This window comes from Citrobacter sp. SX206, from assembly GCF_024181025.1.
GTDB lineage: Bacteria > Pseudomonadota > Gammaproteobacteria > Enterobacterales > Enterobacteriaceae > Citrobacter > Citrobacter youngae.
The window spans coordinates 4,346,690-4,366,382 of the sequence record NZ_CP049738.1 but is presented as its reverse complement, the minus strand read 5'-3'; the positions used below and the strand labels follow the sequence as shown (position 1 = coordinate 4,366,382).

Below are 19,693 nucleotides of genomic sequence, written 5' to 3'. Positions count from 1 at the left end.
TAGAAGTAGGTCTACTATAGCGGCATCGGTTTGGAACACAGACCTTATGCAAGCAGTTTTAGTAAAGCAGTTCTCAGTTCAAGCGTTATCCTCAGATACTCTTCTTCATGAGCCTCCTCCCTAAGTGCCCCATAAGTTAATTTCTGCAAAACAGGCCATCTTCGCTGCGTAAGCGGCTCAAAAACATGAAAGGAAGTATCTATGTCTAACAAAATGACTGGTTTAGTAAAATGGTTTAACTCTGATAAAGGCTTCGGCTTTATCACTCCTCAGGACGGTAGCAAGGATGTGTTTGTGCATTTCTCCGCTATCCAGAGTAACGATTTTAAAACGTTAGACGAAGGTCAAAAGGTGGAGTTCTCCGTGGAGAATGGCGCTAAAGGCCCGTCTGCTGTTAACGTTGTCGCGCTGTAAACGCCGATAATTTCACGAAGGCTTACGATAGCGATGAAGGCCAGAGCCCGAGCAGTTAAGCACTAGTGAAGAAAAAACCCGCGAAAGCGGGTTTTTTTGTTTATGCGATAGCGTTGGACTTAGGGCATCTGTGCCGCGCGTCCCAGATAGCTGTCCCAGTCTTTCCACACGGGCTGTAATCCCTGCGCCATCAGTGCTTCAGCAACGGCTTCCGGGCGACGATCGTCGTGCGGGGAGAACTGTTCCAGTTCGGGGTGGTTATCGGCATAACCACCGGGCTGGGTTTTTGAGAAGGCGCTGACGTTGTTGATCGCCAACGGGATCACATGGTCACGAAACCATGGCGATTCGCGGGTGGAGAGCGACAGCTCAATTTCTGGTGCCAGTAAACGAAACGCGCAAATGGTCTGGACCAACTGTCGCTCATCCATGATCGATGCAGGCTCAACGCCTCCGGTGCATGGGCGCAGGCGAGGGAAGGAGATAGAGTAGCGGCTCTGCCAGTAATGCTGCTGCATCCACAGCAGATGTTCGGCAACCATAAAGCAGTCCACCCGCCAACTGTCGGACAAACCAATCAACGCGCCAAGACCGATTTTGTCGATCCCTGCGCGGCCCAGCCGGTCCGGCGTTTCCAGTCGCCAGAAGAAATCCTGCTTTTTCCCCTTCAGATGGTGGCGGGCGTAAATAGCCTCATGATAGCTCTCCTGATACACCATCACGCCATCCAGCCCCAGCGTCTTCAGCTCCGCATATTCAGCCTCTGACAGCGGCTGTACTTCCATCTGTAAAGAGGCAAACTGGCGGCGAATGGCAGGCAAATGGCGACGAAAGTAATCCATCCCCACTTTGGCCTGATGTTCACCGGTGACCAGTAGCAGATGCTCAAAGCCCAGCTCACGGATAGCCGCACACTCACGTTGTATCTCATCTTCGTCCAGCGTTTTGCGTTTGATACGGTTGCTCATCGAAAAACCGCAGTAGGTGCAGTCGTTGGCACAAAGGTTGGAGAGATACAACGGCACGTAAAAGCTCACCGTGTTGCCAAAACGCTGGCGGGTGAGCCTTTGCGCCCGTTGCGCAAGCGGCTCCAGATAATCGGCGGCGGCGGGGGAGAGCAGCGCCATCAGATCGTCCCGGCTAAGCTGTGAAGCGCTAAGCGCCCGCTCCACGTCAGCGGCGGTTTTACCGTTGATGCGCAGACGGATGTCGTCCCAGTCAAGCTGTCGCCATCGGTCGGTGAAGGTTTTCATGCGAAAGCCTCCAGGAATCCGGTTAACGGGCTGGTGGCCTGCGCGAGCGAACTTTTGCTGCCGGGGACGGCCTGGCGCGCCAGAAGGCCCGCTTCAACTGCCAGACGGAAAGCGGTGGCCATCATCACCGGATCATCCGCTACGGCAATCGCCGTGTTGACCAGCACCGCGTCAGCGCCCATTTCCAGCGCCTGCGCTGCGTGGCTGGGCACGCCGATACCCGCATCGACCACCACCGGCACGGTCGCCTGCTGGATAATAATCTCCAGCATCGCTTTGGTTTCCAGCCCCTGGTTCGAGCCGATAGGCGCGCCGAGCGGCATCACCGCCGCGCAGCCGACCTCTTCCAGCCGCTTGCACAGTACCGGGTCCGCGCCGCAGTAGGGCAGCACCACAAAGCCCTGCTTCACCAGCGCTTCGGCGGCTTTTAGCGTTTCAATCGGATCCGGCAATAGCCAGCGGGCATCCGGGTGGATTTCTAATTTCAGCCAGTTTGTGCCCAACGCTTCACGCGCCAGTTGGGCGGCGAAAATCGCCTCTTCAGCGGTTTTCGCTCCCGAGGTGTTGGGCAGCAGCGTCACGCCCGCGTCGATAAGCGGGGCCAGAATGGCATCGTTATGCTGGCGCAAATCCACGCGCTTCATGGCCAGCGTCACCAGCTGGCTGCCGGAGGCGCGAATCGCTTCGACCATCAGTTGCGATGAGGCAAATTTTCCGGTGCCAGTGAACAGATGTGAATCAAACGTTTTGTCGGCAATACGTAACATATCAACCCCCTGCAATAACCTGAAAAAGCAGGATCTGGTCGCCTTCCTGCACGATGTGCCGCTGCCAATGCTCGCGCGGCAGGATCTGCTGATTGAGCGCCAGCGCCGCGCCCGGTTTTAGCTGATTAAGCTCGGTGAGCAGCCCGCTGACGGTTTGCCCCTCGGCGCACTGCATCGGCTCATCATTGAACTGAATCTGCATGTTGCCCTCCGCATACCGGGCAGCCGCTGGCACGTTGAAGTGCGAAGCTGCGCCACTGGCTGGTTTTACCGTCAAACAGGCGTAACTCTCCGCTGGGCGTCGCAATGCCGCTAAGCAGTTTGATGGCTTCCAGCGCCTGCAAGGTGCCCATCACACCGACAACCGGGCCGACGATACCGGCGGTACGGCAGTTGCGTTCGGGTTCGACATCATCCGGCCACAGGCAGCGGTAACAACCTTGCTCCCACGGTGGCGTGAGCACCATCAACTGGCCGCCGAAACCGACTGCGCTGGCGGTGATGAGCGGGGTGTTGAGCGACACGCAGGCGGCGTTAATTTCCTGACGCGTGGCCATGTTGTCGGTACAGTCGAGCACCACGTCGGCACGCGCGACAGCGTGCCGGAGCGCATCGCCCGTCAGCCGCTGCTCAAGGACGACCAGCTCGCTGTCCGGGTTAAGACGCGCCAGATGGCGTTCCGCCGCCAGCGCTTTCGGGCGAGCAATGTCGTCGGTGGTGAACAATATTTGCCGTTGCAGATTGCTCAGATGAACGTCGTCATCGTCCGCCAGCGTCAGCGTGCCGACGCCCGCACCCGCCAGATACAGCGCGGCAGGCGAACCTAACCCGCCCAGGCCGACAATCAGCACATGGCTGTCGAGCAGCTTTTGTTGGCCCTCAATCGCGATATCGCCGAGCAGGATCTGCCGGCTGTAGCGCATAAAGTCGCGGTCATTCATCGCCGACTCCCGCTATGTCGAGCAGCTGCGCCGTGGCTGCCTGCCAGTCGGCCGATTGGGTAATGGCGCTGACCACGGCAATGCTGCCGACGCCGGTCGCCAGCACCGACGGGGCGCGCTCAAGGCTGATGCCGCCAATCGCCACGGTCGGGTAATCTGCCAGTCGTTCAATATGACCTGCCAGCTGAGTCAGCCCCTGCGGGGCGGAAGGCATCTGCTTGGTTTGCGTGGGGAAGACGTGGCCGAGCGCGATATAAGAAGGCTTAGCGGCGAGCGCGACGTCGATCTCCATATCATCGTGGGTGGAAACCCCCAGGCGTAAGCCCGCCGCCTGAATGGCCTTCAGGTCGGTGGTTTCGAGATCTTCCTGGCCCAGATGCACGCCGTAGGCGTTGTGCTTAATCGCCAGCCGCCAATAGTCGTTAATAAACAGGCGGGCGTCATAGCGACGCCCCAGCGCGATGGCGGCGATAACGTCGGCTTCCACCTCTTCATCGCGTTTATCTTTAATGCGCAGTTGGATCGTGCGCACGCCCGCTGCCAGCAGGCGTTCAATCCATTGCACGCTGTCCACCACCGGGTAAAGCCCGAGGCGGAACGGCACGGTCGGGAAATCAGGCTGGTACATTATGCCTCCTCTTTTTTGAGGTAGATTTCACCGCCTTTGGCGCGGAAGTTCTCCGACATATCCGCCATTCCCACTTCAATAGTCTGCGCGGCGGCGTAGTCGCGTACTTCCTGGCTGATTTTCATCGAGCAGAACTTCGGCCCGCACATCGAGCAGAAGTGGGCGACCTTGCCGGACTCTTGCGGCAGGGTTTCATCGTGATAGGCGCGGGCGGTGAACGGGTCGAGCGCGAGGTTAAACTGGTCTTCCCAGCGGAATTCAAAGCGCGCTTTTGACATCGCGTTATCGCGGATCTGCGCGCCCGGATGCCCTTTGGCGAGGTCAGCGGCGTGAGCGGCGATCTTGTAGGTGATCAGCCCCTGTTTCACATCTTCTTTGTTCGGCAAGCCGAGGTGCTCTTTTGGCGTGACGTAGCACAGCATCGCGCAGCCAAACCAGCCGATCATCGCCGCGCCAATGCCGGAGGTGAAGTGGTCATAGCCCGGCGCGATATCTGTCGTCAACGGCCCTAAGGTGTAGAACGGCGCTTCGTGGCAGCTCTCCAGCTCTTCGGTCATGTTGCGTTGGATCATATGCATCGGCACATGCCCCGGGCCTTCAATCATCACCTGCACGTCGTATTCCCAGGCGATTTTGGTCAGCTCGCCCAGCGTATGCAGTTCGGAGAACTGCGCTTCGTCGTTGGCATCCTGAATCGAACCCGGACGCAGGCCGTCGCCGAGAGAGAGCGAGACGTCGTAGGCGGCGCAAATTTCGCAAATCTCACGGAAATGTTCAAACAGGAAGTTCTCTTTGTGATGCGAGAGGCACCATTTCGCCATGATAGAACCGCCGCGCGAGACAATACCGGTCAGGCGTTTGGCAGTCATCGGCACGTAGCGCAGCAGCACGCCAGCATGAATGGTGAAGTAATCCACGCCCTGTTCGGCCTGCTCCAGCAGCGTGTCACGGAATGCTTCCCAGGTGAGATCTTCGGCGATCCCGTTGACCTTCTCCAGCGCCTGGTAGATCGGTACGGTGCCGATCGGCACCGGGCTGTTACGCAGGATCCACTCGCGGGTTTCGTGAATATAGCGGCCGGTCGACAGGTCCATCACCGTATCCGCGCCCCAGCGGGTAGACCACACCAGTTTTTCGACCTCTTCTTCGATAGAAGAAGTGACCGCCGAGTTACCGATGTTGGCATTCACCTTCACCAGGAAGTTGCGACCGATGATCATCGGCTCGGATTCCGGGTGGTTGATATTGGCAGGAATAATCGCCCGGCCCGCAGCGACTTCATCACGCACGAATTCCGGCGTGATATTTTCCGGCAGGCGCGCGCCAAAGTTCATCCCTGGATGCTGATGGCGCAGCACTTCACTACGGATACGCTCGCGGCCCATATTTTCACGGATGGCGATAAACTCCATCTCTGGCGTCACGATCCCCTGACGGGCGTAGTGCAGCTGGGTCACGCGCTTACCGGCTTTGGCGCGCTTTGGCGTCAGCAGGCCGCTGAAACGCAGCTCGTCCAGGCCATCGTCGGCCAGACGTTCTTTGGTATAAGCGGAACTACGGTCGTCTAATTCTTCGCTGTCGTTACGCGCCGCAATCCACGGCTGGCGCAGTTTCGCCAGGCCCTGCTGGACGTTAATCGCCACGTCAGGATCGCCATACGGCCCGGAGGTGTCGTACACCGGCACGGCTTCGTTGTCTTCAAATTGCGGGTTGTCTTTGCTGCCGCCAATCAGCGTCGGGCTAAGCTGGATTTCGCGCATCGGGATGCGGATATCCGGCTGCGAGCCAGTGATGTAGATGCGTTTTGAGTTCGGAAAGGCGGTCCCTTCCAGGGTATCGATAAAGTGTTGGGCTTGCGCGCGCTGTTCGCGGCGTGATGGTTTAGTAGTGGCAGACATAGCTCATTCCAAAAAAGTAAGGACGTGGCTTGTCAGACGACGGATGAAGCAAGAGAGACGATCGCCCTGGGGCGATGCGGTTGCAGATTGACTCTTGTTCCCTTCGCAGGTTTTAACCTGATCAGGTTCCGCGGATCCCGAATTAACGGTCTCAGCCTTTTCCACTCATGCTGTTGTGGAAAATAAGCACTCCGACAAGAAGTAACCTCTATCTTAGAGGTAATGAATGTAAACTACGCGTTAATGCGACAAATCTCAAGCAGGACGTTTGAGAGTGCCACTCTCGTGCATCGCATCAAATACCAGCATGATCAGCTTATCTTCGAGCACGAACCGGGCTTCCAGCGCCTCGCCGATATCGGATAAAGCCTGTTGAAATTCAAGGAAGTTATCATGATCAATGGCGGTCTCCAGACTGGTGTCATAGTAATCCATGATCAGTTGTGTGTTGGCTTCCAGCAGTGGCCAAATTTTTGTGGCTTTTAAAAGCTGCCCGTTCCCTTCCAATTTATGGAGAATACGTTCATAAATACTGAAGTGTCCGGTGGAGAGGTAATCGACCAGGCTCTGACAAAAATCATCCAGCGCTTTTTCATTGAGCCGCATGTACGATTCTTTGCCAGGCTTAATGCCAACCAGATTGTAGTAAGCCACGAGCAGGTGCTTACGTACATGTAGCCAGCGATCAACCAGTTTATTACTTCCTCCGACGTGCTCCGTCAGGCTTTCCAGCTGGTTTAGCATGATTGACTCCGCAAGATGGTGTTTAGGAACTGCTCACCCGTAAATGTAAAAATAATGTAAACAACATGCCTGTGAAGCAAAGGTTGCGCAAGAGATATGGATCGTATAATTGAAAAATTAGATAGCGGCTGGTGGATTGTCAGTCATGAGCAAAAGTTATGGTTGCCTCATGGCGAGCTGCCTCACGGCGACGCGGCACGTTTTGATTTGAGCGGGCAGCGCGCACTTTCTATCGGCGAATGGGAAGGGGAGACGGTCTGGCTGGTGCAGCAGCAACGTCGCCACGATATGGGGTCGGTACGCCAGGTCATTGACCAGGATGTAGGCCTGTTTCAACTGGCCGGACGCGGCGTACAGCTGGCCGAGTTTTACCGCTCGCATAAATTCTGCGGCTACTGTGGGCACACGATGTACCCGAGTAAAACGGAATGGGCGATGCTGTGCAGCCACTGCCGGGAACGCTACTACCCGCAAATTGCCCCCTGCATTATCGTCGCCATTCGCCGTGACGACGCTATCCTGCTCGCCCAACATGTTCGCCATCGCAACGGCGTGCATACCGTGCTGGCGGGTTTTGTCGAAGTGGGCGAGACCCTTGAGCAGGCGGTGGCGCGTGAAGTCATGGAAGAGAGCGGCATTAAGGTGAAAAACCTGCGCTATGTCACTTCTCAGCCGTGGCCGTTCCCACAGTCTTTGATGACCGCATTTATGGCAGAGTATGATAGCGGAGAGATTGTTATCGACCCGAAAGAACTGCTGGAAGCGAACTGGTATCGCTACGATGATCTACCGCTGCTTCCCCCGCCAGGCACTGTCGCGCGGCGATTGATTGAAGACACTGTGGCGATGTGTCGGGCTGAGTACGAGTAAAGAACGAGTGATGATACACTGATGGACTGACGCAATAAGGAACTGCAAAAATGACCGAACTGAAGAACGATCGTTATCTGCGTGCGCTGCTGCGCCAGCCCGTTGATGTCACTCCGGTATGGATGATGCGCCAGGCGGGCCGCTATCTACCGGAATATAAAGCCACGCGCGCCGAGGCGGGCGATTTTATGGCGCTGTGCAAAAATGCCGAGCTGGCCTGCGAAGTTACGCTGCAGCCGTTGCGTCGTTATAAGCTTGATGCCGCGATCCTCTTCTCGGATATCCTGACGATTCCCGATGCGATGGGGCTTGGGCTCTATTTTGAAGCCGGAGAAGGCCCACGCTTTACCTCGCCGATTACCAGCAAGGCGGACGTCGACAAACTGCCGATCCCGGACCCGGAAGATGGGTTGGGTTACGTGATGAATGCGGTGCGCACGATTCGCCGTGAACTGAAAGGCGAAGTGCCGCTGATCGGCTTCTCCGGTAGCCCGTGGACGCTGGCGACCTACATGGTTGAAGGCGGCAGCAGCAAAGCCTTCACCGTGATTAAAAAGATGATGTATGCCGACCCTAAAGCGCTGCATCTGCTGCTGGATAAGCTGGCGAAAAGCGTCACGCTGTACCTGAACGCGCAGATCAAAGCGGGCGCGCAGTCGGTGATGATTTTCGATACATGGGGCGGTGTGCTGACCGGTCGCGACTATCAGCAGTTCTCCCTGTACTACATGCACAAAATCGTTGATGGCCTGCTGCGCGAGAACGACGGTCGTCGTGTACCGGTGACCCTGTTTACCAAAGGCGGCGGTCAGTGGCTGGAAGCGATGGCGGAAACTGGCTGTGATGCGTTAGGTCTCGACTGGACCACTGACATTGCCGATGCGCGTCGTCGTGTAGGTCATAAAGTGGCGCTGCAGGGCAATATGGATCCATCCATGCTGTATGCGCCGCCAGCCCGCATCGAAGAAGAGGTGGCGACAATTCTGGCCGGATTCGGTCAGGGCGAAGGGCATGTCTTTAACCTGGGCCACGGCATTCATCAGGACGTCCCGCCAGAACATGCGGGTGTCTTTGTGGAGGCGGTACATCGGTTGTCCGAACAGTACCACCGCTAAGGAGTCATTATGGATCTCGCGTCATTACGCGCGCAGCAGCTTGAACTGGCCTCTTCAGTGATCCGCGAGGATCGTCTGAAGAACGATCCGCCTGATCTGATCGGCGGGGCGGACGTTGGGTTTGAGCAGGGTGGCGAAGTGACGCGAGCCGCGATGGTCTTACTGAAGTATCCCACGCTTGAACTGGTTGAATACAAGGTGGCGCGTATCGCCACCACCATGCCCTACATTCCCGGTTTTCTCTCCTTTCGTGAAACCCCCGCGCTGATGGCCGCCTGGCAATTGCTCTCGCACAAGCCAGATCTGCTGTTCGTTGACGGGCACGGCATTTCGCACCCGCGCCGTCTGGGCGTGGCCAGCCATTTTGGCCTGCTGGTGGATGTCCCGACGATTGGCGTGGCGAAAAAACGGCTGTGCGGCAAGTTTGAGCCGCTCGCTGCCGAACCCGGCGCGTTAGCACCATTGCTGGATAAAGGCGAACAGCTGGCATGGGTCTGGCGCAGCAAAGCGCGCTGTAACCCGCTGTTTATCTCTACGGGTCATCGCGTGAGTATGGACAGCGCACTGGCGTGGGTACAACGCTGTATGAACGGGTATCGTCTGCCGGAACCAACGCGCTGGGCAGATGCGGTGGCATCCGAACGCCCGGCTTTTACGCGGCTTGCAGCAAAAACGCCCCATATCGGGTAAACTGCGGCTAATTTCCGTATTTGAGAACTCATCATGTTACAAAATCCGATTCACCTGCGTCTGGAGAAGCTGGAAAGCTGGCAGCACGTCACGTTTATGGCCTGCCTGTGCGAACGCATGTACCCGAATTACGCCATGTTCTGCAAGCAAACTGAATTTGGCGATGGTCAGATTTACCGCCGAATCCTGGATTTGATTTGGGAAGCGCTGACGGTTAAAGATGCCAAAATCAATTTCGACAGCCAACTGGAAAAGTTTGAAGAGGCTATCCCGTCGGCAGATGATTACGATCTGTACGGCGTTTACCCGGCGATTGATGCCTGCGTGGCATTAAGCGAACTGATGCATTCACGTCTGAGCGGTGAAACGCTGGAACACGCTATTGAAGTCAGTAAGGCTTCAATTACCACAGTAGCGATGCTGGAAATGACGCAAGCTGGTCGCGAAATGACCGATGAAGAGCTCAAAGAGAACCCTGCCGTTGAGCAAGAATGGGATATTCAGTGGGAAATTTTCCGACTTTTAGCCGACTGTGAAGAACGCGATATTGAGCTGATAAAAGGGCTGCGTGCAGACCTGCGCGAGGCTGGTGAGAGCAATATTGGTATAAATTTTCAGCAATGACACCACAAAACGTGATTTAACGCCTGATTTGTCGTGCCTGAAGGCTTCCCATCCGCCCCCGGTCTGGTCTACATTTGGGGGGCGAAAAAAAGTGGCTATCGGTGCGTGTATGCAGGAGAGTGCTTTTCTGGCATTTCCGTCGCACTCGATGCTTAGCAAGCGATAAACACATTGTAAGGATAACTTATGAACAAGACTCAACTGATTGATGTAATTGCAGACAAAGCAGAACTGTCTAAAACACAGGCTAAAGCTGCTCTGGAATCCACTCTGGCTGCTATTACTGAGTCTCTGAAAGAAGGCGATGCTGTACAACTGGTTGGTTTCGGTACCTTCAAAGTGAACCACCGTGCTGAGCGCACTGGCCGCAACCCGCAGACCGGTAAAGAAATCAAAATCGCCGCAGCTAACGTACCGGCATTTGTTTCTGGTAAAGCACTGAAAGACGCGGTTAAGTAATTCGCGTGGCAGTGAACAGTTTTAACGAAGGGGCGGTTTCGCCCCTTTTGTCCATCTGGCGTCATACGCTCTGGTTTTCAGGTGTGCTGTTGCTGTCGGCCTGTAGTCGTCATTCCGAGCTTCCTCCGTTCACGGCCAGCGGTTATGTTGGCGAGCAGGGGGCGGTACGCGTCTGGCGTAAAGATTCCAGTGACGATGTTCACTTGCTCTCGGTATTGAGTCCGTGGCGTAACGGCGATACCACCACCAGTGAATACCGCTGGCAGGGAGATACGCTCTCTCTGATAGAACTCAATGTTTACAGTAAACCGCCGGAACATATTCGTATCCGCTTCGATGACCGCGGCGAACTGAGTTTCATGCAACGTGAAGTCGCCGGGCAAAAGCAGCAGCTTTCCAGCGATCAAATTGCGTTGTACCGCTATCGTGCCGATCAAATCCGCAAGACCAGCGATGCGCTGCGTCAGGGACGGGTGATATTGCGTCAGGGACGTTGGCATGCGGATAACACGGTCACAACCTGTGAAGGTGAAACGCTGAAGCCAGACCTGGAGTCGTGGGCGATAAACCATATCGAGCGCCGCCAGAAACATTCATCCGTAGAGGTGAGTGTGGCATGGCTGGAAGCGCCCGAAGGGTCGCAGCTACTGCTAGTCGCCAATGAAGATTTTTGTCACTGGCAGCCTACAGCCAAAACGTTCTGAAAACCTGAAGACAGGTAGTCAGCAGGCCTGAACCGTATGGCGTCATCAGGCATCACGTCTTTTACCAGTGCCCCATTCCCATATGGCCGCCGCCGCGATGGTTACCGCCACCGCCGCATCCGCCGTAGCCCATTCCCGCGCCACGTGGCACGCCAGCCTGCGCCATTGCGACATCGCGTTTAACGCGCTGCTCGTCCAGAGACTGATTCAACGCTTCCATCTCTTTTGCTACCGCATTAATTTTTGCAGTATCTGGTGAACTGGCTGTTAGCAACGCATTGTATTCGTAGCGTTTAGATGTCAGTTGTTGCCGTAAGGCGCTGGTCTGCGCGTAGTAATCATCATAGATTTTCTGTGCGGCAGCCTGCTGCTCAGCGGTCATTGGGGTACCGCCCCGTTGCTGCATTCCATCACCATATCCCCAGTGATTCTGCGCCAGTACCGGGGGGGAGCCCAGTGCGATAAGAGAAAGTGCAATCAGTGCCAGTTTGTTGTTCCGTTTCATCGTTCGTTCTCCTGTTGGTTAGCTTACATTCTCTTTTGCATCTTCCGTGCCAAAGCGTTGATCCCTGCCCTGCGGGCGTTGTGCGCGTCGTCTTTGTAGGGAAACGAGTAAAAATGACTCGCCAGAACGCGCCAGCGAGTCATTTTTACCCGGTACTTTCAGCTGTTTGTGTCTGAGGGCAGGGTTATCAGGGGGAAAAAATGGCATGATTTCTGCTGTATACCTGCAACGATGAAAGGAACAAGCGGGGTGAAGGGAGAGCGTATGCGTCTTTATAAGGATACGGTGGCAAAGTGGTTGAGCCGACTCTTGCTGGCGGCAATCCTGATTTTGGTCGGCTGGTTTTCGGTTATGACCATTCGGGACTATGGGCGGGAAAGCGGTGCTGCACGGCAAACGCTACTGGAAAAAGGCAGCGTACTCATTCGCGCTCTGGAGTCTGGTACGCGCGTAGGTATGGGTATGCGCATGCATCATGCCCAGCAGCAGACGCTCCTGGAGGAAATGGCCGTACAACCCGGCGTGCTATGGTTTGCCGTTGTGGATGAGCATGGCGTCATTATGACTCACAGCAATTCCTCAATGGTCGGGAAAACGCTCTATTCACCGGATGTCCTGCGACAGCTTAATCCCGGAGAACAAGAAAGCTGGCGAAATATTGACATTCAAGTGAGGGACGGTGAAAACACGCCGGCCCTGGAAATTTATCGCCAGTTTCAGCCGATGTATGGTCCAGGACGCCACGGCATGGCGCGCTGTGCCAGTAATGACGGGCAGCTTATCACCCCAGCACAAACCATATTTATCGCCTTTGATGCCAGCGATCTGGCGGCGACCCAGACAAGAGAGTGGCGTAACACGTTGATTGTCCTCTCTGCGCTGGCGGCTGTACTACTGGCAACTGTACTTACGTTTTTCTGGTATCAGCGCTATCAGCGTTCGTACAAGGAATTGCAGGATGCGATGAAGCGGAAAGAAAAACTGCTGGCGCTCGGACACCTGGCGGCCGGCGTCGCACATGAAATTCGCAATCCGCTGTCTTCCATCAAAGGTCTGGCAAAGTATTTTGCCGAACGAACCCCGCCGGGTGGCGAGTCGCATGAGCTGGCACAGGTGATGGCGAAAGAAGCGGACCGTTTAAATCGGGTGGTGAGCGAGTTGCTGGAGCTGGTGAAGCCAGCGCATCTGACGCTGCAACAGGTGGATCTCAACGAGGTCATCACCCACTCATTGCATCTGGTAAGCCAGGATGCTCAAAGTCGGGAGATTCAATTACGGTTTACGATAAATCCTGCACTACCAACCATTCAGGCCGATCCTGACCGACTGACTCAGGTTTTGTTGAATCTGTATCTGAACGCCATTCATGCGATTGGCCACCAGGGCACGATCACGGTTGAAGCGAATGAAAGCAGCGGCGATCGCGTTAAAATCGTGGTGACCGATAGCGGGAAGGGAATTGCAGCGGAACAGCTGGAGGCCATTTTTACGCCTTACTTTACAACCAAAGCTGACGGAACCGGCCTCGGGCTGGCGGTAGTGCAGAACATTATCGAACAGCATGGTGGCACCATTCAGGTGGCAAGCGTTGAGGGCAAAGGTGCGACCTTTACTCTTTGGCTGCCGACCAAAGCGAAACAACAGGATTAACAAGGATGACGCGCGGAAAAATCAATATTCTGGTAGTAGATGACGATATCAGCCACTGCACTATTTTACAGGCGCTGCTGCGCGGCTGGGGTTATGAGGTCGCGCTGGCCTATAGCGGGCGAGCGGCGCTGGAACAGGTGCGCGAACGCGTATTTGATTTAGTGCTGTGTGATGTACGCATGGCGGAGATGGACGGCATCGCAACGCTGAAAGAGATTAAAGCGCTGAATCCGGCGATTCCGGTCTTGATCATGACGGCGTTCTCCAGCGTAGAGACCGCCGTTGAGGCGCTTAAAACCGGGGCGCTGGACTATTTAATCAAGCCGCTGGATTTTGACCGTCTGCAGGAGACGCTGGAAAAGGCGCTGGCGCATACGCGGGAAATGGGCGCCGAACTGCCATCGGCGTCGGCGGTACAGTTTGGCATGATTGGCAGCAGTCCGGCGATGCAGAAGTTGCTTAATGAAATCGCGATGGTTGCGCCCTCAGATGCGACAGTGCTCATTCACGGAGACTCCGGCACGGGGAAAGAGTTGGTGGCCCGGGCGCTGCATGCCTGCAGCGCCCGTCGCGATAAGCCGCTGGTGACGCTCAACTGCGCGGCGCTTAATGAATCGCTGCTGGAGTCCGAGCTGTTTGGTCACGAGAAAGGGGCGTTTACCGGGGCGGATAAACGACGGGAAGGGCGCTTTGTGGAAGCCGATGGTGGCACGTTATTTCTTGATGAAATTGGCGATATCTCACCGCTGATGCAGGTGCGTTTGCTGCGGGCTATCCAGGAGCGAGAAGTACAGCGGGTTGGCAGCAACCAGACTATTGCGGTTGATGTCCGGCTGATCGCCGCCACGCATCGAGATCTGGCGGAGGAAGTCAGTGCCGGGCGCTTTCGCCAGGATCTCTACTATCGCCTGAACGTCGTCACCATCGAAATGCCAGCATTGCGCCAGCGCCGGGAAGATATTCCGCTGTTAGCCGAACATTTTCTCCAGCGTTTTGCCGCGCGTAACCGTAAAGTGGTGAAAGGCTTTACGCCGCAGGCGATGGATCTGCTGATCCACTATGACTGGCCGGGCAATATTCGTGAGTTGGAAAATGCGATTGAGCGCTCGGTGGTGCTGCTGACGGGGGAATATATTTCCGAACGTGAACTGCCGATGGCGATTGCCGCGACGCCGATAAAAACGGAATTCAGTGGCGAGATCCAACCGCTGGTGGATGTCGAAAAGGAGGTGATTCTGGCGGCGCTTGAAAAAACGGGCGGCAATAAAACGGAAGCCGCCCGTCAGTTAGGCATTACGCGTAAAACGCTGCTGGCGAAAATTTCGCGTTAGCGTTGCTCGCGTTCAATGGCGCGCCAGCCGATGTCGTTACGGCTGAAGCTGCCATCCCAGCGGATGTCGGTCATCAGGGCGTAAGCGCGTTTCTGCGCTTCAGCCACGGTGTTACCCAGCGCGGTGGCGCACAGCACGCGACCACCGTTGGTCAGCACGCGATCGTCTGCAGACAGTTTGGTGCCCGCGTGGAACACTTTACCGTCAGCGACGTCTTCCAGCGGCAGACCGTGGATCTCATCGCCGGTATTGTAATTACCCGGATAACCTCCGGCGGCAATGACCACACCCAGCGAGGCGCGTTCGTCCCACTCGGAGGTTTTTTCATCCAGCTTGCCGTCACAGGCGGCGAGGCAAAGATCCACCAGATCCGATTTCATGCGCAGCATGATCGGCTGGGTTTCCGGATCGCCGAAGCGGCAGTTAAACTCGATAACCTTCGGATTGCCCTGCTTATCGATCATCAGACCCGCATACAGGAAACCGGTGTAGGTGTTACCTTCCGCCGCCATGCCTTTCACGGTTGGCCAGATGATGCGTTCCATGGTGCGCTGGTGGACTTCATCGGTTACCACCGGCGCCGGGGAGTAAGCGCCCATCCCGCCGGTGTTCGGGCCGGTATCGCCGTTGCCTACGCGTTTGTGGTCCTGGCTGGTGGCCATCGGCAGCACGTGCTCGCCGTCGACCATCACAATAAAGCTCGCTTCTTCGCCGTCGAGGAACTCTTCGATAACGATGCGGTGGCCCGCGTCGCCAAACGCGTTACCGGCCAGCATGTCATGCACGGCGGCTTCCGCTTCCTCCAGCGTCATCGCCACGATAACGCCTTTCCCGGCAGCCAGGCCATCGGCTTTGATAACGATCGGCGCGCCTTTCTCGCGCAGGTAAGCCAGCGCAGGTTCGATTTCGGTGAAGTTCTGGTACTCCGCCGTTGGGATCTGGTGGCGCGCGAGGAAATCTTTGGTGAAGGCTTTGGAGCCTTCCAGCTGCGCGGCACCTTCGGTTGGGCCGAAGATTTTCAGACCGGCGGCGCGGAAGGCATCAACCACGCCAATCACCAGCGGCGCTTCCGGGCCAACAATGGTCAGATCGATCTTCTCGTTCTGGGCAAAGCTCAGCAGCGCCGGAATATCGGTTACGCCGACGGCCACGTTTTGCAGCGTGGGTTCCAGCGCGGTGCCCGCGTTGCCCGGGGCGACAAATACCATTTCGACTTTTGGCGACTGTGCCGCTTTCCAGGCCAGGGCGTGCTCGCGCCCGCCGTTGCCAATCACTAATACTTTCATCGTCTGCTCCGTGGATTAATGGCGGAAGTGGCGCATGTCGGTAAATACCATCGCAATGCCGTGTTCATTGGCGGCGGCAATCACTTCGTCATCGCGGATAGAACCGCCCGGCTGGATCACGCAGGTCACACCGGCGGCGGCAGCGGCATCAATCCCGTCGCGGAACGGGAAGAAAGCGTCAGAAGCCATTGCAGAACCTTTCACTTCCAGGCCTTCGTCGGCCGCTTTGATCCCGGCGATTTTCGCGGAGTAAACGCGGCTCATCTGGCCTGCGCCAATACCGATGGTCATATTGCCTTTGGCATAAACGATGGCGTTGGATTTAACGAACTTCGCCACTTTCCAGCAGAACAGCGCATCACGCAGCTCTTGCTCGGTCGGCTGGCGCTTGGTTACCACGCGCAGTTCAGCTTCGCTCACCATACCGAGGTCACGATCCTGAACCAGCAGGCCGCCGTTCACACGTTTGAAGTCCAGACCCGGAACGCGCTGAGCCCATTGGCCGCAGACCAGCACGCGAACGTTCTGCTTGGCGGCGGTGATTTTCAGTGCTTCTTCGGTGGCGGATGGCGCGATGATCACTTCCACGAACTGGCGGGAGATGATCGCCTGCGCAGTTTCAGCATCCAGCTCGCGGTTAAAGGCGATGATGCCGCCGAACGCGGAGGTCGGGTCGGTTTTGTAAGCACGATCGTAAGCGTCAAGAATAGAGGTGCTTACCGCTACACCGCACGGGTTGGCGTGCTTAACGATCACACAGGCCGGTTCGCTGAATTCTTTCACGCACTCTAGTGCCGCATCGGTATCAGCGATGTTGTTGTAGGAAAGCGCTTTACCCTGAACCTGCTGCGCGGTGGCAACGGACGCTTCTTTAACATTCTCTTCTATATAGAAGGCAGCCTGCTGATGGCTGTTCTCGCCGTAGCGCATATCCTGCTTCTTAATGAAGTTCAGGTTCAGCGTACGCGGGAAGCGACCGGCGGCTTCTTTGCTTTCACCGTGGTAGGCCGGAACCATGCTGCCGAAGTAGTTGGCGATCATGCTGTCGTAAGCGGCAGTGTGTTCGAAGGCTTTAATCGCGAGATCGAAACGGGTGTCGAGGGTCAGAGAACCGTCGTTGGCATCCATCTCTTTAATAATGGCGTCGTAGTCGCTGCTCTTCACAACGATAGCTACATCTTTATGGTTCTTGGCAGCGGAGCGCACCATGGTCGGGCCGCCGATATCAATGTTCTCTACGGCATCTTCCAGAGAACATCCTTCGCGGGCGACGGTCTCGGCGAACGGATACAGGTTAACGACAACCATATCGATAGGAGCAATGTGGTGTTGTTCCATAATGGCATCATCCTGGCCGCGACGACCGAGGATGCCGCCGTGGACCTTCGGATGCAGGGTCTTCACGCGTCCATCCATCATTTCCGGGAAGCCGGTGTAATCGGAAACTTCGGTCACTGGCAGACCTTTCTCCGCTAACAGGCGCGCAGTGCCACCTGTAGACAGCAGCTCCACACCACGTGCGGAAAGTGCCTGAGCGAATTCGATGATACCGGCCTTGTCAGAAACACTGAGCAGAGCGCGGCGGACTGGACGACGTTGTTGCATGGTAAATCCCCTGGATTTGACTATTACAGAGAGCGTTAGGTGAATTCTTGGCTAAAAACTCAGCTAACGCCCCTTACGGGGCATCCTTGTTGTGCGGGGGCATTGTAACGAAAACGTTTGCGCAACGCTCGCGAATTTTTCTCTTTACCTCAATTCCATTATTTCATCTCTATAGATGAGGGATAAAACCAGGTGACTCTCGAAAGAGAACCTTATTTTTGTGGATAACTCTGTGTGTAAATGGGTATAAGGCGGGGTTCTGCTGGGGATTGCAGCAGTCAGTCATTTTTCTGTCATTTAAGGGTTGCGGGCTGAGGGAAACTCCCTATAATGCGCCTCCATCGACACGGCGGATGTGAATCACTTCACACAAACAGCCGGGCCGGTTGAAGAGAAAAACCTGAAAATGAGGGTTGACTCTGAAAGAGGAAAGCGTAATATACGCCACCTCGCGACAGAGCGCTAAAGCGCGTCGCAACTGCTCTTTAACAATTTATCAGACAATCTGTGTGGGCACTCGAAGATACGGATTCTTAACGTCGCAAGACGAAAAATGAATACCAAGTCTCTGAGTGAACACGTAATTCATTACGAAGTTTAATTCACGAGCATCAAACTTAAATTGAAGAGTTTGATCATGGCTCAGATTGAACGCTGGCGGCAGGCCTAACACATGCAAGTCGAACGGTAGCACAGAGAGCTTGCTCTCGGGTGACGAGTGGCGGACGGGTGAGTAATGTCTGGGAAACTGCCCGATGGAGGGGGATAACTACTGGAAACGGTAGCTAATACCGCATAACGTCGCAAGACCAAAGAGGGGGACCTTCGGGCCTCTTGCCATCGGATGTGCCCAGATGGGATTAGCTAGTAGGTGGGGTAACGGCTCACCTAGGCGACGATCCCTAGCTGGTCTGAGAGGATGACCAGCCACACTGGAACTGAGACACGGTCCAGACTCCTACGGGAGGCAGCAGTGGGGAATATTGCACAATGGGCGCAAGCCTGATGCAGCCATGCCGCGTGTATGAAGAAGGCCTTCGGGTTGTAAAGTACTTTCAGCGAGGAGGAAGGTGTTGAGGTTAATAACCTCAGCAATTGACGTTACTCGCAGAAGAAGCACCGGCTAACTCCGTGCCAGCAGCCGCGGTAATACGGAGGGTGCAAGCGTTAATCGGAATTACTGGGCGTAAAGCGCACGCAGGCGGTCTGTCAAGTCGGATGTGAAATCCCCGGGCTCAACCTGGGAACTGCATCCGAAACTGGCAGGCTAGAGTCTTGTAGAGGGGGGTAGAATTCCAGGTGTAGCGGTGAAATGCGTAGAGATCTGGAGGAATACCGGTGGCGAAGGCGGCCCCCTGGACAAAGACTGACGCTCAGGTGCGAAAGCGTGGGGAGCAAACAGGATTAGATACCCTGGTAGTCCACGCCGTAAACGATGTCGACTTGGAGGTTGTGCCCTTGAGGCGTGGCTTCCGGAGCTAACGCGTTAAGTCGACCGCCTGGGGAGTACGGCCGCAAGGTTAAAACTCAAATGAATTGACGGGGGCCCGCACAAGCGGTGGAGCATGTGGTTTAATTCGATGCAACGCGAAGAACCTTACCTACTCTTGACATCCAGAGAACTTGGCAGAGATGCCTTGGTGCCTTCGGGAACTCTGAGACAGGTGCTGCATGGCTGTCGTCAGCTCGTGTTGTGAAATGTTGGGTTAAGTCCCGCAACGAGCGCAACCCTTATCCTTTGTTGCCAGCGATTCGGTCGGGAACTCAAAGGAGACTGCCAGTGATAAACTGGAGGAAGGTGGGGATGACGTCAAGTCATCATGGCCCTTACGAGTAGGGCTACACACGTGCTACAATGGCGCATACAAAGAGAAGCGACCTCGCGAGAGCAAGCGGACCTCATAAAGTGCGTCGTAGTCCGGATTGGAGTCTGCAACTCGACTCCATGAAGTCGGAATCGCTAGTAATCGTGGATCAGAATGCCACGGTGAATACGTTCCCGGGCCTTGTACACACCGCCCGTCACACCATGGGAGTGGGTTGCAAAAGAAGTAGGTAGCTTAACCTTCGGGAGGGCGCTTACCACTTTGTGATTCATGACTGGGGTGAAGTCGTAACAAGGTAACCGTAGGGGAACCTGCGGTTGGATCACCTCCTTACCTTAAAGAAACGTTCTTTGTAGTGCTCACACAGATTGTCTGATGAAAAG

General features: G+C 55.8%; 19 protein-coding genes, 1 rRNA gene and 1 riboswitch. Of the genes, 10 read left to right on the top strand and 10 right to left on the bottom strand.

The genetic code is table 11. From position 1 onward, the window contains the following. Nucleotides 1-201 precede the first annotated feature (201 nt). Nucleotides 202-414, top strand: coding sequence for a cold shock protein CspG (gene cspG, locus G8S19_RS21060; RefSeq protein WP_003033098.1), 213 nt, complete (start codon nucleotides 202-204; stop codon nucleotides 412-414). 119 nt (nucleotides 415-533) lie between these two features. Here the strand turns inward: cspG and thiH are convergent, their stop codons facing one another. From thiH to G8S19_RS21025, 7 genes are all read right to left on the bottom strand, one after another. Beyond that, nucleotides 534-1,667: a 2-iminoacetate synthase ThiH gene (thiH, locus tag G8S19_RS21055; RefSeq protein ID WP_124021397.1), complete on the bottom strand. Its 1,134-nt coding sequence runs from the start codon at nucleotides 1,665-1,667 to the stop codon at nucleotides 534-536. Further along, a complete protein-coding gene (gene thiG / locus G8S19_RS21050) occupies nucleotides 1,664-2,434 on the bottom strand; it encodes a thiazole synthase (protein ID WP_121585301.1) in 771 nt (256 codons plus the stop codon). Before thiG ends, thiH begins: the two co-directional genes overlap by 4 nt. A gap of 1 nt (nucleotide 2,435) precedes the next feature. Continuing rightward, nucleotides 2,436-2,636, bottom strand: coding sequence for a sulfur carrier protein ThiS (thiS, locus tag G8S19_RS21045; protein ID WP_124021399.1), 201 nt, complete (start codon nucleotides 2,634-2,636; stop codon nucleotides 2,436-2,438). Next, nucleotides 2,617-3,375, bottom strand: coding sequence for a HesA/MoeB/ThiF family protein (locus tag G8S19_RS21040; RefSeq protein WP_253685859.1), 759 nt, complete (start codon nucleotides 3,373-3,375; stop codon nucleotides 2,617-2,619). The genes thiS and G8S19_RS21040 overlap by 20 nt, the downstream gene beginning before the upstream one ends. Next, entirely contained in the window at nucleotides 3,368-4,003 is a 636-nt protein-coding gene (thiE, locus tag G8S19_RS21035) for a thiamine phosphate synthase (protein ID WP_101743153.1), read from the bottom strand. Before thiE ends, G8S19_RS21040 begins: the two co-directional genes overlap by 8 nt. Beyond that, on the bottom strand, nucleotides 4,003-5,901 hold the full coding sequence (thiC, locus tag G8S19_RS21030) for a phosphomethylpyrimidine synthase ThiC (RefSeq protein WP_032950754.1): 1,899 nt from the start codon (nucleotides 5,899-5,901) through the stop codon (nucleotides 4,003-4,005). Before thiC ends, thiE begins: the two co-directional genes overlap by 1 nt. Before the next feature lie 81 nt (nucleotides 5,902-5,982). Then, a riboswitch (TPP riboswitch) is annotated at nucleotides 5,983-6,105 on the bottom strand. 51 nt (nucleotides 6,106-6,156) lie between these two features. Beyond that, nucleotides 6,157-6,645 (bottom strand): Rsd/AlgQ family anti-sigma factor, encoded by a 489-nt coding sequence (locus tag G8S19_RS21025; RefSeq protein ID WP_005132871.1) that lies wholly within the window; start codon nucleotides 6,643-6,645, stop codon nucleotides 6,157-6,159. Between the two features lie 96 nt (nucleotides 6,646-6,741). On the opposite strand from G8S19_RS21025, the gene nudC reads away from it, so the two are divergent. From nudC to G8S19_RS20995, 6 genes are all read left to right on the top strand, one after another. Next, complete coding sequence (nudC, locus tag G8S19_RS21020) at nucleotides 6,742-7,515, top strand: NAD(+) diphosphatase (protein ID WP_253685858.1); 774 nt, start codon at nucleotides 6,742-6,744, stop codon at nucleotides 7,513-7,515. A gap of 50 nt (nucleotides 7,516-7,565) precedes the next feature. Beyond that, on the top strand, nucleotides 7,566-8,630 hold the full coding sequence (hemE, locus tag G8S19_RS21015) for a uroporphyrinogen decarboxylase (RefSeq protein WP_057064651.1): 1,065 nt from the start codon (nucleotides 7,566-7,568) through the stop codon (nucleotides 8,628-8,630). Between the two features lie 9 nt (nucleotides 8,631-8,639). After that, nucleotides 8,640-9,320 (top strand): deoxyribonuclease V, encoded by a 681-nt coding sequence (gene nfi / locus G8S19_RS21010; protein ID WP_079940060.1) that lies wholly within the window; start codon nucleotides 8,640-8,642, stop codon nucleotides 9,318-9,320. Between the two features lie 33 nt (nucleotides 9,321-9,353). Further along, nucleotides 9,354-9,944, top strand: a complete 591-nt coding sequence (locus tag G8S19_RS21005; RefSeq protein WP_003842015.1) for a YjaG family protein — start codon at nucleotides 9,354-9,356, stop codon at nucleotides 9,942-9,944. A gap of 186 nt (nucleotides 9,945-10,130) precedes the next feature. Next, entirely contained in the window at nucleotides 10,131-10,403 is a 273-nt protein-coding gene (gene hupA, locus G8S19_RS21000) for a nucleoid-associated protein HU-alpha (RefSeq protein WP_001044509.1), read from the top strand. Between the two features lie 11 nt (nucleotides 10,404-10,414). Beyond that, nucleotides 10,415-11,107: a DUF1481 domain-containing protein gene (locus tag G8S19_RS20995; protein WP_253686653.1), complete on the top strand. Its 693-nt coding sequence runs from the start codon at nucleotides 10,415-10,417 to the stop codon at nucleotides 11,105-11,107. A 61-nt stretch (nucleotides 11,108-11,168) separates the two neighbouring features. On the opposite strand, the gene zraP is transcribed toward G8S19_RS20995, so the two are convergent. Further along, nucleotides 11,169-11,612, bottom strand: coding sequence for a zinc resistance sensor/chaperone ZraP (zraP, locus tag G8S19_RS20990; RefSeq protein WP_253685857.1), 444 nt, complete (start codon nucleotides 11,610-11,612; stop codon nucleotides 11,169-11,171). A gap of 264 nt (nucleotides 11,613-11,876) precedes the next feature. On the opposite strand from zraP, the gene zraS reads away from it, so the two are divergent. Further along, a complete protein-coding gene (zraS, locus tag G8S19_RS20985; RefSeq protein WP_253685856.1) occupies nucleotides 11,877-13,262 on the top strand; it encodes a two-component system sensor histidine kinase ZraS in 1,386 nt (461 codons plus the stop codon). 5 nt (nucleotides 13,263-13,267) lie between these two features. Beyond that, on the top strand, nucleotides 13,268-14,593 hold the full coding sequence (gene zraR / locus G8S19_RS20980; RefSeq protein ID WP_253685854.1) for a sigma-54-dependent response regulator transcription factor ZraR: 1,326 nt from the start codon (nucleotides 13,268-13,270) through the stop codon (nucleotides 14,591-14,593). On the opposite strand, the gene purD is transcribed toward zraR, so the two are convergent. Both purD and purH read right to left on the bottom strand, forming a co-directional pair. Continuing rightward, complete coding sequence (gene purD / locus G8S19_RS20975; protein WP_253685852.1) at nucleotides 14,590-15,879, bottom strand: phosphoribosylamine--glycine ligase; 1,290 nt, start codon at nucleotides 15,877-15,879, stop codon at nucleotides 14,590-14,592. The genes zraR and purD overlap by 4 nt on opposite strands. Nucleotides 15,880-15,894: 15 nt before the next feature. Beyond that, on the bottom strand, nucleotides 15,895-17,484 hold the full coding sequence (purH, locus tag G8S19_RS20970) for a bifunctional phosphoribosylaminoimidazolecarboxamide formyltransferase/IMP cyclohydrolase (protein WP_253685850.1): 1,590 nt from the start codon (nucleotides 17,482-17,484) through the stop codon (nucleotides 15,895-15,897). A 619-nt stretch (nucleotides 17,485-18,103) separates the two neighbouring features. Here purH and G8S19_RS20965 point away from each other — a divergent pair. Beyond that, a 16S ribosomal RNA gene (locus G8S19_RS20965) occupies nucleotides 18,104-19,643 on the top strand. Nucleotides 19,644-19,693 lie beyond the last annotated feature (50 nt).

Excerpts from the sequence above, each read along its gene's own strand:
- cspG (WP_003033098.1), top strand. The coding sequence starts at position 202 with ATGTCTAACAAAATGACTGGTTTAGTAAAATGGTTTAACTCTGATAAA.
- thiH (WP_124021397.1), bottom strand. The coding sequence starts at position 1,667 with ATGAAAACCTTCACCGACCGATGGCGACAGCTTGACTGGGACGACATC.
- thiG (WP_121585301.1), bottom strand. The coding sequence starts at position 2,434 with ATGTTACGTATTGCCGACAAAACGTTTGATTCACATCTGTTCACTGGC.
- thiS (WP_124021399.1), bottom strand. The coding sequence starts at position 2,636 with ATGCAGATTCAGTTCAATGATGAGCCGATGCAGTGCGCCGAGGGGCAA.
- G8S19_RS21040 (WP_253685859.1), bottom strand. The coding sequence starts at position 3,375 with ATGAATGACCGCGACTTTATGCGCTACAGCCGGCAGATCCTGCTCGGC.
- thiE (WP_101743153.1), bottom strand. The coding sequence starts at position 4,003 with ATGTACCAGCCTGATTTCCCGACCGTGCCGTTCCGCCTCGGGCTTTAC.
- thiC (WP_032950754.1), bottom strand. The coding sequence starts at position 5,901 with ATGTCTGCCACTACTAAACCATCACGCCGCGAACAGCGCGCGCAAGCC.
- G8S19_RS21025 (WP_005132871.1), bottom strand. The coding sequence starts at position 6,645 with ATGCTAAACCAGCTGGAAAGCCTGACGGAGCACGTCGGAGGAAGTAAT.
- nudC (WP_253685858.1), top strand. The coding sequence starts at position 6,742 with ATGGATCGTATAATTGAAAAATTAGATAGCGGCTGGTGGATTGTCAGT.
- hemE (WP_057064651.1), top strand. The coding sequence starts at position 7,566 with ATGACCGAACTGAAGAACGATCGTTATCTGCGTGCGCTGCTGCGCCAG.
- nfi (WP_079940060.1), top strand. The coding sequence starts at position 8,640 with ATGGATCTCGCGTCATTACGCGCGCAGCAGCTTGAACTGGCCTCTTCA.
- G8S19_RS21005 (WP_003842015.1), top strand. The coding sequence starts at position 9,354 with ATGTTACAAAATCCGATTCACCTGCGTCTGGAGAAGCTGGAAAGCTGG.
- hupA (WP_001044509.1), top strand. The coding sequence starts at position 10,131 with ATGAACAAGACTCAACTGATTGATGTAATTGCAGACAAAGCAGAACTG.
- zraP (WP_253685857.1), bottom strand. The coding sequence starts at position 11,612 with ATGAAACGGAACAACAAACTGGCACTGATTGCACTTTCTCTTATCGCA.
- zraS (WP_253685856.1), top strand. The coding sequence starts at position 11,877 with ATGCGTCTTTATAAGGATACGGTGGCAAAGTGGTTGAGCCGACTCTTG.
- zraR (WP_253685854.1), top strand. The coding sequence starts at position 13,268 with ATGACGCGCGGAAAAATCAATATTCTGGTAGTAGATGACGATATCAGC.
- purD (WP_253685852.1), bottom strand. The coding sequence starts at position 15,879 with ATGAAAGTATTAGTGATTGGCAACGGCGGGCGCGAGCACGCCCTGGCC.
- purH (WP_253685850.1), bottom strand. The coding sequence starts at position 17,484 with ATGCAACAACGTCGTCCAGTCCGCCGCGCTCTGCTCAGTGTTTCTGAC.